This window comes from Nocardia sp. 852002-51101_SCH5132738 (assembly GCF_001665695.1).
Classification (GTDB): Bacteria; Actinomycetota; Actinomycetes; order Mycobacteriales; family Mycobacteriaceae; genus Nocardia; species Nocardia nova.
In genome coordinates, this window is the sequence record NZ_LZML01000181.1 from 1 (window position 1) to 12,247 (window position 12,247).

Annotated in this window: 12 protein-coding genes; 10 read left to right on the forward strand and 2 right to left on the reverse strand. The window is 66.1% G+C overall.

The genetic code is table 11. The features are described 5' to 3' along the window. The first annotated feature begins 243 nt into the window (after window positions 1–243). Genes secY through map form a run of 3 tightly spaced genes read left to right on the forward strand, consistent with a single transcriptional unit; the run spans window position 244 to window position 2,911 of the window. Window positions 244–1,563, forward strand: coding sequence for a preprotein translocase subunit SecY (gene secY / locus A5789_RS26685; RefSeq protein WP_063016692.1), 1,320 nt, complete (start codon window positions 244–246; stop codon window positions 1,561–1,563). Next, window positions 1,560–2,105: an adenylate kinase gene (locus A5789_RS26690; RefSeq protein ID WP_062994277.1), complete on the forward strand. Its 546-nt coding sequence runs from the start codon at window positions 1,560–1,562 to the stop codon at window positions 2,103–2,105. The genes secY and A5789_RS26690 overlap by 4 nt, the downstream gene beginning before the upstream one ends. 5 nt (window positions 2,106–2,110) lie before the next feature. Then, entirely contained in the window at window positions 2,111–2,911 is an 801-nt protein-coding gene (gene map, locus A5789_RS26695) for a type I methionyl aminopeptidase (protein WP_030513408.1), read from the forward strand. Between the two features lie 59 nt (window positions 2,912–2,970). Here the strand turns inward: map and A5789_RS26700 are convergent, their stop codons facing one another. Beyond that, window positions 2,971–3,168, reverse strand: a complete 198-nt coding sequence (locus A5789_RS26700) for a hypothetical protein (protein WP_030513409.1) — start codon at window positions 3,166–3,168, stop codon at window positions 2,971–2,973. A 252-nt stretch (window positions 3,169–3,420) separates the two neighbouring features. Here A5789_RS26700 and A5789_RS26705 point away from each other — a divergent pair, with 252 nt between their 5' ends. Genes A5789_RS26705 through A5789_RS26725 form a run of 5 tightly spaced genes read left to right on the forward strand, consistent with a single transcriptional unit; the run spans window position 3,421 to window position 10,773 of the window. Then, window positions 3,421–3,936: a hypothetical protein gene (locus A5789_RS26705; protein ID WP_051755293.1), complete on the forward strand. Its 516-nt coding sequence runs from the start codon at window positions 3,421–3,423 to the stop codon at window positions 3,934–3,936. 6 nt (window positions 3,937–3,942) lie between these two features. Then, window positions 3,943–6,669 (forward strand): hypothetical protein, encoded by a 2,727-nt coding sequence (locus A5789_RS26710; protein ID WP_064905233.1) that lies wholly within the window; start codon window positions 3,943–3,945, stop codon window positions 6,667–6,669. 21 nt (window positions 6,670–6,690) lie between these two features. Continuing rightward, complete coding sequence (locus A5789_RS26715; protein WP_063016688.1) at window positions 6,691–7,023, forward strand: hypothetical protein; 333 nt, start codon at window positions 6,691–6,693, stop codon at window positions 7,021–7,023. Between the two features lie 2 nt (window positions 7,024–7,025). Further along, complete coding sequence (locus tag A5789_RS36960) at window positions 7,026–9,974, forward strand: PPE domain-containing protein (RefSeq protein ID WP_064905235.1); 2,949 nt, start codon at window positions 7,026–7,028, stop codon at window positions 9,972–9,974. Between the two features lie 10 nt (window positions 9,975–9,984). Next, window positions 9,985–10,773: an ESX secretion-associated protein EspG gene (locus A5789_RS26725; protein WP_063016684.1), complete on the forward strand. Its 789-nt coding sequence runs from the start codon at window positions 9,985–9,987 to the stop codon at window positions 10,771–10,773. A 9-nt stretch (window positions 10,774–10,782) separates the two neighbouring features. On the opposite strand, the gene dtd is transcribed toward A5789_RS26725, so the two are convergent. After that, entirely contained in the window at window positions 10,783–11,226 is a 444-nt protein-coding gene (gene dtd, locus A5789_RS26730; protein WP_063016682.1) for a D-aminoacyl-tRNA deacylase, read from the reverse strand. 164 nt (window positions 11,227–11,390) lie between these two features. On the opposite strand from dtd, the gene A5789_RS26735 reads away from it, so the two are divergent. Then, window positions 11,391–11,711 (forward strand): hypothetical protein, encoded by a 321-nt coding sequence (locus A5789_RS26735; protein WP_146098677.1) that lies wholly within the window; start codon window positions 11,391–11,393, stop codon window positions 11,709–11,711. A gap of 25 nt (window positions 11,712–11,736) precedes the next feature. Continuing rightward, a complete protein-coding gene (locus tag A5789_RS26740) occupies window positions 11,737–12,237 on the forward strand; it encodes a YbaB/EbfC family nucleoid-associated protein (RefSeq protein WP_063016680.1) in 501 nt (166 codons plus the stop codon). The last annotated feature ends 10 nt before the right edge of the window (window positions 12,238–12,247 follow it).

The following is a 12,247-nucleotide window of genomic DNA, read 5'->3' on the forward strand; positions in this document are numbered from 1 at the left end:
CTCATCCCCCCCCGGCGGGGGCCGCCGCCCAGCTCTCGTAGCGCCAGGCCCCCGTCGTCCATCCGCCCGCGGGCGGGGCGGGGGTCGCGGCCCCGTCCGGCGCCGCTGTTAGAGTTCAAGTGTTGTCTGCCAACCAGTCTGCCCCGTTGTCGTGGCACAGGACCGGCCCTGCCCTGTAGGGCACCGGTATGTGCCGAGGTGACGGAAGTGGGCGTGACCCCGTGTCGTCAGCCAGGAGGATCTGTGCTTTCCGCCTTCGTGTCGGCCTTCCGGACCCCGGACTTGCGGCGGAAGATTCTCTTCACGCTGGGCCTGATCGCGCTGTACCGCGTCGGCGCCTCGCTACCGTCGCCCGGAGTCGACTACAAGGCGATCCGCCATTGCATCGACGTCGTCTCCGGCGGTGACAATGCCGGCATCTACCAGCTGATCAATCTGTTCTCCGGTGGTGCGCTGCTGCAGCTGTCGGTGTTCGCGATCGGGATCATGCCCTACATCACCGCGAGCATCATCATCCAGCTGCTGACGGTGGTCATTCCGCGGTTCGAGGAACTGCGAAAAGAAGGCCAGTCCGGCCAGAACAAGATGACGCAATACACGCGTTATCTGTCGATCGCTTTGGCGATTCTGCAGGCCACCGGTCTGGTGGCGCTCGCCTCGCGCGGCCAGCTGCTGCGCGGCTGCCCGGACGAGATCCTGGCCGACACCAGCATCTTCGGCTTGATCATCATCGTGCTGGTGATGACCGCCGGCGCGGCGCTGGTGATGTGGTTCGGCGAGCAGATCACCGAGCGCGGTATCGGCAACGGTATGTCGCTGCTGATCTTCGCCGGTATCGCCGCCCGCATCCCGAGCGAGGGCAAGCAGATCCTCGACAGCAAGGGCGGTCTGATCTTCGGGCTGGTGTGTGTCGCCGCCTTCGTGGTGATCGTCGGCGTGATCTTCGTCGAACAGGGCCAGCGCCGAATACCGGTGCAGTACGCCAAGCGCGTGGTCGGCCGCAAGATGTACGGCGGGTCGTCGACCTATCTACCGCTGAAGGTCAACCAGGCCGGCGTGATCCCGGTGATCTTCGCGTCCTCACTGTTGTATCTGCCGAATCTGGTCGCCCAGCTGACCCAGTCCTCCAACTCCGACAGCTGGTGGCAGAAGATCATCCAGAAGTATCTGGTGAACCCGGGTAACCCGGTGTACGTCCTGATCTACTTCGCGTTGATCGTGTTCTTCACCTACTTCTACGTCGCGATCACCTTCAACCCGGAGGAACGCGCGGACGAGATGAAGAAGTTCGGTGGCTTCATTCCCGGTTACCGTCCGGGTAAGCCGACCGCCGACTATCTGAACTATGTACTGAGCCGAATCACCCTCCCCGGTTCGATCTACCTCGGTGCTGTTGCCGTACTGCCCAACCTGCTGTTGCACATCGGTGCCGGCGGTGGCGGTTCGAACTTCCTGCCGTTCGGAGGCACGTCGGTGCTGATCGTCGTGAGCGTCGGCCTCGATACGGTCAAACAGATCGAGAGCCAACTGATGAACAGAAATTACGAAGGGTTCCTCAAGTGAGACTCGTACTGCTCGGACCGCCGGGTGCCGGTAAAGGGACACAGGCCGAACTGCTGTCGGACAAGCTGGGTGTTCCGCACATCTCCACGGGGAATTTGTTCCGTGCGAACATCTCCCAGCAGACCCCGCTGGGTCGCGAGGCGCAGAAGTACCTCGACGCCGGCAACCTGGTGCCCAGCGATGTGACCAACCGCATGGTGGAGTCCCGCATCGCCGAGCCCGACGCCGTCAACGGATTCGTGCTCGACGGCTACCCGCGCACCGTCGACCAGGCCGAGGCCCTGGAGAAGATGCTCAAGGAGTCCGGTCACGCGCTGGACGCCGTGATCAGCTTCGAGGTGGCCACCGATGTGGTGGTCGAGCGGATGCTCGGCCGGGGCCGCGCCGACGACACCGAGGAAGTCATCCGCAACCGGATGCAGGTGTACCGCGACGAGACCGAACCGCTGCTGCAGCACTACGACGGCCTGGTCGTCTCGATCGACGGCGTGGGTGAGGTCGACGAGGTCAACGCCCGCGTGCTCCACGTTCTGGGTCGCTGAGGCGAATGGTTTTCGGCCTCAAGCAGAAGAAGGTGGTGCCGTTCCGCACCGCCGGTGAGCTCGATGCCATGGCCGCGGCCGGCGCGATCGTCGGCCGTGCGCTGGTTGCCGTGCGTACGGCCGCCAAGCCCGGGGTGTCGACCTGGGAATTGGACGAGGTCGCCGAGCAGACCATTCGCGAGGCGGGCGCCGTCCCGTCCTTCAAGGGCTATCACGGCTTCCCGGGATCGATCTGCTCGTCGGTGAACGACCGTGTGGTGCACGGGATTCCGTCGAAGGACGAGGTGCTCGCCGAGGGCGATCTGGTCTCCATCGACTGCGGCGCGATTCTCGAGGGCTGGCACGGCGATTCGGCGTGGACGTTCGGCATCGGTGAGGTCATCGAGGCCGATCGGCTGCTCAGCGAGGCCACCCGGCTGTCGATGGACGCCGGTATCGCGGCCATGCTGCCGGGCAATCGCCTGACCGACGTCTCGCACGCGATCGAGCTGGGGACGCGCGCCGCGGAGAAGGAGCACGGCCGCGCCTACGGCATCGTGGACGGGTACGGCGGACACGGCATCGGCCGCCAGATGCATATGGATCCGTTCCTCGCCAACGAGGGCGCACCCGGACGTGGCCCGAAACTCGTGGTCGGTTCGGTGCTGGCGATCGAGCCGATGTTGACTCTCGGCACCACGGAAACGACTGTGCTGGACGATGATTGGACCGTCGTCACCACCGACGGCAGTCGCGCCGCGCACTGGGAGCACACGGTAGCGGTCACCGAGGACGGTCCGCGGATCCTGACCGTTCGACCCGAATAATACGTTTCGCGACGCACCCGTGGCCTCGTCGGCGCGGGTGCGTCGTGCTGTCTGGGGTGTTACGCCGTGCGTCCCGTCATGGTGGTGAGCGGAACCACGCCGGTCCAGCCGCACGGGCGGTCGCAACTGGCGACGACGGTGGGCGCCCCGGCGAAATCGGCGGAAGCCCTTGCGGGATAACCGCATTCGGGACATTTGCCGAAGTAGTCGAGAACCTCGTGCATTCCGGGGTTCATGGCGATACTGCGTTCGGTCACGGGCCCTCCTCACAGTCGGCGCACGGCGTCGAGACCGCACGTGGTGATGAATATCTGCTGGTCGAGAACCTAACTCTCGGGCCGGTCCGATCGTTCCGTTCCGGGTGGCGCATTGGACATCTCACAAGCGGTGCGGCGAGGCGCTGCGGGTGTGCCACAGCTACCCGGCGCCGCCGTCGCCCGCCCCGGCCCGGGTGCACGGCGGTAGCCGACACTGAATTTCCTTGGGCGCCACCGGATATTCAATCTGGTGTGCTGTTGTTGCTACTGCGCGCGTCGACGGTGGAGGTGGCAGTGGTCAACGAACGGCTCCATGCCGACATGATGACGGTGCTCGAGGGGCTCGACGAGCAATTGCGCGGCATCGCCGAGATCCAGTTGCGACGCTCCCGGCTGACGGCCACGGCGAACACCTGTGAGCAGCGAATCCAGGTGACCGTCAATGCCGACGGACTGCTCATCGACACGAAGTTCGCCGACGATATCGCGGATCTGACCTACGACGAGATCGCCGCGGGGATGACCGCGGCGGTGCAGCAGGCCGCGGCGGAGGTGCTGCGACTCGGCGCCGAACTCATGCAGCCGCTGCGCGAGCGGAAGCTGCAATTGCCGAAATTGTCGGAATTCGTCGAGGGCGCACCGGATCTCGGGCAGATGATGCCGACCGCGCCACCGGCGCCGACCCGGATCGAGGATTATCGCGACGTCCCGCCCGCGCATCCGGTGGACGGCAGCGCGCACCGCTCGATGGTGTCCGACGAGGACTGATCCCCCGTGAGCCTGTACCTGCCCCCGCCCGTACGTCCGATCGCCTGGGTTGCCGGCGCCAGCTGGCCCGACGGTGACGAAGACAAGATGTGGGCGGTTTCGCGGGCCTGGGAGCAGGCGTCCAAGGATCTCGCGGCGCAGGTTCCCGGTATCGAGAGCGCGAAAACGGCAGCGATGGCGGCATTTCCGGCCGGGGATGCCGCCGATCAGATCGGCAAGTTGTTCGATGCCTTTCTGCAAGGTGACCAGTCGCTCGCGACGCTGGCCGAATCGTTCAAGACCATCAGCGATTCGACCTTCGACGTCGGTACCGAACTGCAGTCGGCGAAGATCAACATCATCGTCTCGCTGTGCATTCTGCTGGTCGAGATCGCTTGGGCGTGGCTGTTCCCGCCGACCGCGCCGGCGGTGGAGGCCGCCGCGATCGGCACCACCCGATCGATCGTGAAATTCATCGCCGACGCACTGCAGAATGCGCTCGAACGTGCCTGGGCGAAACTGGGATTCGCCACCCGCGGCGAACTCAACGGCGCCTCGCGGTACTGGTTCAAGCACATCCTCTCCGCCGATACCTGGAAGGGGATGAAGGGACAGACCTGGAAGTACAAGGCCAAGACGATTCTGCCCACGGCCAAAGGCATGGGCGTGTATACGCTGAAATTCGGTGAGGGCGCGCTCTGGGCTCCGGTGACCAACGCGATCGTGCAGGGCGCACAGATCGCGGACGGTAAGCGGCACGGATTCAACTGGAAGGAATTCGGCGCGTCCTGGGCGGCCTCGGCGTTGAGCACCATTCCCAGCCGCGAACTCGGCCGGTACATGGGCTTCGGGATCGGCAATCTCGACAAGAAGTTCGGCGGTGCGATCACCAATATGCCGTTCCGGTCGGGAATGTTCCTGCAAGGCGCGACGATCGGTGCCACGGCCGGTGTCTTCGGCAACATATTCGGCAATATCGGCGCGGGTGCGGTGACCGGTGATATCGCGGGCGCGTTCGCGGGACCGGAAGGCTGGGTAGGTAGTGCGGCCCGCGGCGGAATGGTCGGCGGTATGCGCGGTCTGGGAACGAAGACGACCACCAATACCGAGGGCGACCCGAGATTCAACCTCTGGATGAATGCGAAGGCGCCCTGGGCCCCGCCGAAGACGCCACCCACGAACAATCCGCTGACGCCGCGACCGGTGCCGGGACAGAATGAGGCGGCGTCTACGACGAATACCTCGACGACGAACGGCGGAAACCACCAGCAAGGTGGTGGTTTCCGGGATCCGTCCGATCCGAATTACATGACGCCGTCGCGTCCTGCGCCGCAGCCACCAGTGAACGGCGGACAGGGGGGCGGTGGTTTCCGGGATCCCTCGGATCCGAATTACATGGTGCCGTCGCGCCCGGCCCCTGCACCGCCGACGCACGCAGCGGGGGCGGGCGGACAATCAGGAACGGGCGGAACGCATTCGGGCCCAGCGGGTTTCGGTGGACCGCATCAGTCGACGTCCATAGCGGGTGGTGGTTTTCGGGATCCGTCGGATCCGAATTACATGACGCCGTCGCGTCCTGCGCCGCAGCCGCCGGTGAGTGGTGGGCAGGGTGGTGGTGGTTTCCGTGATCCGTCGGATCCGAACTATATGGTGCCGTCGCGTCCGGCTCCTGCGCCGCCGGTGAACGGCGGGCAGGGCGGTGGTGGTTTCCGGGATCCGTCGGATCCGAATTACATGACGCCGTCGCGTCCGGCGCCGCAGCCGCCGGTGAGTGGTGGGCAGGGGGGCGGTGGTTTCCGTTCGCCCTCGGATCCGAACTACATGGTGCCGTCGCGTCCGGCCCCCGCCCCGCCGGTAAGCGGTGGTGACGGATCGGTGCCGCATCCGATCGGCAATTCCGCGGGCGCGGCCCCCGGCTCTCGCCCGGCGCCTGCTATCAACGCTGCGCCGGTGGGGAATTCGAGCAATCCGCCGAATTTCTCCCGGCCGTTCACGCAGCCGGGTGCGTCGGGGGGCGGGCCGGTGAGCTCGTCGTCGGCGCCGGTTCACGCTGCGCCGGTGGGGAATTCGACGGGCAATCCGAGTGGCCCGCCGAACTTTTCCAGACCGTTCACCCAGCAAGGCCCTCCGACTGCCCCGGTGTCGAATCCCTCCACCGGAGGGCAGGGCGGTGGTTTCCGGGATCCGTCGGATCCGAACTATATGACTCCGTCGCGTCCGGCGCCGCAGCCGCCGGTGAATGGTGGGCAGGGCGGTGGTGGTTTCCGGGACCCGTCGGATCCGAATTACATGACGCCGTCGCGTCCGGCTCCTGCGCCGCCGGTCAACGGTGGGCAAGGTGGCAGTTTCCGGGATCCGTCGGATCCGAACTATATGACTCCGTCGCGTCCGGCGCCGCAGCCGCCGGTGAATGGTGGGCAGGGCGGCAGTTTCCGCGACCCGTCGGATCCGAATTACATGACGCCGTCGCGTCCGGCGCCGGCTCCGCCCCCGCCCGCTGACCCGGATGAGCCGAAGGATCCGGGGAGGCCGTTGGGGCCGGGCAAGGATTATCGCGCGAAGTCGCGGCCGAAGAAGGTGCCGGACATCGGTCCGATGCCGGCGCACTACGACGCCCCGGACGCACCGGGCGAGCAAGCGTGGCTGGACGCGGCCGATCCTCCGCCCGCGCCGCGCGCGGCGGCGTCGGACGATCCGGGCGCGAGCGACCCGGGTGGGGGCGACCCGAATGTCGACAAGCCGTTCCAGATGTAGGCACACAGGTAGGGACTGACAATGGCGGAGAAGATCGAGGTGGATGTCGACGCGCTGACAAGAGCCGCCGACCTGCCCGAGGAAGTCTCACACAAGGTTCGGGGCGTGATCGATACCCTGCACAGCACGCTGGCCGGAATCGAGAACGACTCCGCCAACCAGCCGTGGGGAAACGACAAGTCCGGCAAGAAGTTCGCCGACGGCGACAAGGGATACAAGGCGACGCGGACCAATATGGTCGACGGCGGCTACAGCATGGCCGATGCCCTGTTTCAATTCGCCGAGGGTGAGCGGTCGGCCGCCGACCAGTTCAGAGCCGCCGAACAAGGTTCGACCCAAGGCCTCGGAGGCTGATCATGACGTTGCCGAATGCGGATACCACCGAATGGACCCAAATTCTGGGTGCGGCGAATGCCGGTGTGCTGCAGTTCGATACGAAGGACATCAAGGCCGCCACCGATGCCGCGGCGCAGCTGATCGCCAATCTGGAAGCCCTGGCGCAATCGGTCCACGACACCCGCGCGCACGAGGTCGGCGCCTTCAGTATTCTGCAGTCCAGCCGCGATCTGGCCGGTGTCTACAGCAATCACGGTGCGGCACTGTACAACTCGCTGATGACCCATGCGAATGTGGTCCGCGATCAGTTCGACACCTTCGTCGCCGCGGGGAAGACCTTCGCGGCGCACGAGCACAGTTCGACGTTCAATTTCGACACGCTGGCCAAACCCAAGGACGTCACCAGCAATGTGACGCCGCCGAAACTCTCCTCGAACGGTGGGAGTCTGGTCGCCGACCTCAATCAGGATCTCGTCGACGACAGCTGGTCGATGCCGAGTTTCCCGGAGGCGATCCAGGGTTACGGCGGTAAGACCGATTCGGTCACCATCAATATCGAGAACCCGGACAGTCTGGACTGGGACCAGATGATCCAGCTGGGGCAGACGATTCACGCCCAGCCGCCGATGGATCTGTCCGGATTCTGGGATTCGATGTCGAAGCTGCTCTCCAGCAATATGGCCACCTACGCGGACCAGATCGCGAAGTTGCAGGCCAGCTGGACCGGTACGTCGTCGGCCGCGGCGGTGACCGCCGTGCGCAATTACAAGGACAGTACGCAGGATCTGATCGACGCCATCAAGGTGACCGGTGCCAGTCTGCGGTACACCAGCGACTGGCTCGAGGCCACGCGCAAGTCGATGCCCACTCCCGGACAGCCGGAGAAGACGGGCTGCAAACATCACCACACCGACGAATACCGCGCGAATTACAAGAAGTACTACGCGGAACCGATGAAATCGACGATCTCGACGATTCCGACGATCGCCATCCCGGGCCAGGCGAGCGGTGGTAGCACGTCGGGTAGTGGATCCGGGTCGGGCAGCGGCTCGGGCTCGGGCTCGGGTTCGGGCAGCGGGTCGGGGAGTGGTTCGGGTTCGGGCTACGGCAGTGGTTCGGGCTATGGGAGCGGTTCTGGATACGGCAGCGGTTCGGGCTACGGCAGCGGTTCCGGATACGGGAGCGGCTCGGGTTACGGCAGCGGTTCCGGTTACGGGAGCGGCTCGGGATATGACAGCGGTTCGGGTAACGGCTCCGGCAGCGGCTCGGGTTACGGCAGTGGGTCGGGCTATGGCAGCGGATCCGGGTACGGCAGTGGGTCGGGTAGTGGCGCCACATCGCAGCAGCTGCAGGAGGCCTACCAGCAGGGCTACCAGGTCGGCTACGAAGAGGGTTCGCACAGTTCGGGTTCCGGCAGTGGCTCCGGCTACGGAGGCGGTTACGACAGTGGTTCGGGCTACGACAGTGGTTCCGGTTACGGCGGCGGATCCGGTTACGGCAGTGGCGACGGCTACGGGAGTGGCCAGGGCTACGGCAGCGGCCAAGGCTATGGCAGCGGACAGGGCTACGGCAGCGGTTCCGACTACGGCTCGGGCTACGGCGGTGGCGCGGGCGGCGGTTACGGAGGTGGTACGGGCGGCGGTTACGGCAGCGGATCCGGGGCGAGCTCGGGTTCGGGTCGCACCGGCAAGAGTTCGCCGATGCCGAGCAACTACGACAGCATGCCGGGCAGCGGCGAGTCCAACCAGCAACTACCGAATCTGAGCGACCTGCTCAATTCCGCCGGACTCGGCGACACCGGCGGATCCTCCGGCGGCAGTTCCGGTCCCAGCAGCACGCCGTACTCCGGTCCGACCGGCAGTGGCACCGGCTCGTCGACCGGCACCGGATCCACCTCGGGGACGGGTTCGTCGTCGATTCCGTCGAGTCTCGGTAAGACCCAGCAGTCCGGGGCGGGCGCGGCCAAGAACGGTCAGCAGCAGCTGCCGTCACTCGACGATCTCCTGTCCGGCCTTGCGGGAGAACAGAATACGGAGGCCGGAACCGGCACCACCGGCGACAGCGCCGGTCGGACGGTGCCGTCCTTCGGTAATTCGGCGACGACGGGAAGTGCGAATCCGCTGGAGTCGCTGCTGTCCGGCGGGACGGGCAACTCGAATCCGCTCGCGTCGCTGCTCGGAGGGAGCGCAGGTGGCACCAATCCGCTCGAATCGCTGCTCTCGGGCGGCGAACAGGCACTGAACCAGCTCGGGCAGACGGCCCACGACAGCCTGTCCGGCTTGGGGCAACTGCTCTCCGGCATTCCTGGGTTCGATCAGTTGCTGGCGAGCAATCCGGATCTGCGTCATCTTCTGTCCGGTATCCCCGGTCTGGACCAGTTGGTCTCGGGATCGACCGGGGTGGATCAACTGCTCTCCGGCAATCCGGATCTGAGCCACCTGCTTTCCGGGATTCCCGGCCTGGATCAACTGTTGTCCGGTACGGGCGATACCGATCCGCTGCACTCGCTGGCGGAACGGCTGCGGGACCTCAGCCACACCCCGGGTATGGAGGGGCTGTCGGATATCGCGGCACAACTGGATCCCGGCGGCGACAGCGCCGGCGGGGGAGGCGCCGATGCCGGTGGCGGGGCCGGTGACGGTGGTGGAGTCGGTGGCGGTGTCGGGCCCGACGATGCGACACCGCCCCAGCAACTCGATCAACCGCGGCAACCGGACAAGTTCCCGCGCGCATCGCTACCGGCGGACGTCTCCACCTATGGTGCCGGACACCACGATTCGTACGATCAGCAGGCCGGTCAGCCCGGACAACCCGGCCAGCCCGGTATGGCGGGTACCCCGGCGTCGAGCGCGGGCAATTCCGGACCGCAGGGTCAGCACCGGCGGCCGAAATACCTGACGTCCACGGACTGGCTCGACGACGCGATGGGCGACACCCCGTTCCGGGTCAAGCCGGTGATCGAACCATGAACGAGGAAATGTGAACAGGTGGACCCTGACGGACCTGGAATTCAAGGTGTTGTGCGATACCCGATTCTTCGGTCTGGTGCCGTCGATGTTCAGCATCACCAGCCGCATCCCGTATCTGGACGACTACGAGCGCGAATGGCGCCGCATCCGAGCGGAGTTGGAGAACCGCGGTGACAGCGCTTTCGAGGCGATCGTGGACACCATGGTGCTGCCGGAGGTGCTGGTCGGCGGCGAGGCGTGGGAGGATTCGGATTTCGACAATCCGAACAAGCGGGTGCGCTTCTATGCCGGGCGGCTCGGCTCCCGTGGGTTCGTCGTGGTGCAGTTGCCGGGCGAAACCCTCAGACACGCCGAAGGTTTCACCATCACCGCCTGCGATCCGCGGGCGCTCGGTGAGACGGTCGTCGGACTGCTGCCGGCGGCCGGGCCGGGTCGGCGCGGACCGATCGAGATCGAGATCGGCGAGAGCACCGGCCGGTCCTCCGGTGGCGGTTCGATGGTCGCCGACGACGATGACGACTACCGCGGGCTCACCAGTGCGGCCTTCTTCGACATTCCCGCGACTCACACCGGCACCGTTCGATTGACCCAGGGCAGATCGAAATTCGGTCCCCGCGGCCGCATCTCGGTGGCCCGGCTGTGGCGCGATCTGCCCGACGACGGTCGCTATGTGATTCCCCTGGAGGAACCGGCGCCGGTGGCCGTCGGGATGGGCTCGGCGGGACTGGCCGACTGGATCGACACCGAGGCCGAGCACATCGTGCAGCGGATGAACGACTATCAGGAGGTGGACGAGTGAGCGCGCCGTTCACGCCTCGAGCAGGAGCGTGACCGGCCCGTCGTTCACCAGCGACACCTGCATGTGCGCGCCGAAGCGGCCGGTCGCGACGGTGGCGCCGAGATCGCGCAGTGCTGCGGCGAATTCGTCGACCAGGGGTTCGGCGACCGCTCCGGGTGCCGCGGCCGACCAGGAGGGCCGCCGGCCCTTCGCGGTATCGGCGTAGAGGGTGAACTGGCTGACCACCAGGATCGGCGCGCCCAGGTCGGCGGCCGAGCGTTCGTCCTCCAGAATGCGCAGGCGAAACAACTTGTCCGCCAGCGTCTTCGCGAGCGCGGCGGTATCGGTGCCGGTGACGCCCACCAGGGCGAGCAGGCCGTGCGGCACTCCCATCGCGGGCGGGTCGATCTCGCCCACCACCTCGTCGTCGACCGTGACCCGGGCCGAGCTGACGCGCTGTACCAGGATTCGCATGCCCCCCATCATCGGCTACCGGCCGCCGCGGTGGGTTTCGCGGTGGCTTTCGGGACCGGCCACCCGGAGTTCACGTCGGCGCCACTGATGATTCTCCCGGGACTGCCATCGTCGAAGACCAGCGTCGACGGGCGCCGGCCGGCAGTGCGATGGAGGGACGGACGATGGCGGACGAGATCGAGGTCGAGGTGGCGAAACTCCGCACGGCCGCCGGGAAGACGCAGGACGTGCGTGACCACATCGAACAGGTGCTGACGAAACTGCAGGGTAAGACCACCGGCTACGGAAACTGCTGGGGGGACGACAGTCTGGGCAAGCAGTTCGCCGGTACCGGCAGCGGCGACGGCTACCTCGCCGCACACGACAACATGGTCACCGGCGCGCGTAACTTCTCCACGGCCTTCGAGAAGTTCTCCGACGGCCAGAACGACAGTGCCACCTATCTGGAGACCATGGAGCACGGCAACACCTACGGCTTCAAGTGATCGAACAGCCGCGGATCGAGCGCCCATGACGAACGAGCATATGAAGGCCGAGCTGGCGGGAATCATCGGCGAGGCCAAACAGCAACTGCGCGTGATCGCCGAAATCCAGCGTGACCGTGCGGAATTGACCGGCACCGCGTCGGTGCGCAAGAACCGGGTGACGGTCAGCGTGAATGCCGACGGTACCGTCATCGAGACCAAATTCGGCGCCGGAATCGAGGATCTCAGTTATTCCGAGATCGCTCGGGCGGTGACCGAGGCCGCCCAGCAGGCGTCGAAGAATCTGGCGCAGCGGCATCGGGAACTGATGGCGCCGCTGCAGGAACGCCGGGCCCGGTTGCCCAAACTCACCGATCTGATCGAGGGCATGCCCGATATGCGCCTGCCGACCGCACCGGAACCCTCACTGGCGCCGCCGGATTCACCGGATCGAACCGCCGCCTACGGCGAGGACGAGCTCCGGTTCGCGGATGCGGAGACCTATCCGGTCGAACCGGAACGCCGGGTCACCGACTCCAGTTGGTGACCCGGGGTAA

Excerpts from the sequence above, each read along its gene's own strand:
- A5789_RS36960 (WP_064905235.1), top strand. The coding sequence starts at position 7,026 with ATGACGTTGCCGAATGCGGATACCACCGAATGGACCCAAATTCTGGGT.
- A5789_RS26715 (WP_063016688.1), top strand. The coding sequence starts at position 6,691 with ATGGCGGAGAAGATCGAGGTGGATGTCGACGCGCTGACAAGAGCCGCC.
- A5789_RS26740 (WP_063016680.1), top strand. The coding sequence starts at position 11,737 with ATGACGAACGAGCATATGAAGGCCGAGCTGGCGGGAATCATCGGCGAG.
- dtd (WP_063016682.1), bottom strand. The coding sequence starts at position 11,226 with ATGCGAATCCTGGTACAGCGCGTCAGCTCGGCCCGGGTCACGGTCGAC.
- A5789_RS26735 (WP_146098677.1), top strand. The coding sequence starts at position 11,391 with ATGGCGGACGAGATCGAGGTCGAGGTGGCGAAACTCCGCACGGCCGCC.
- map (WP_030513408.1), top strand. The coding sequence starts at position 2,111 with ATGGTTTTCGGCCTCAAGCAGAAGAAGGTGGTGCCGTTCCGCACCGCC.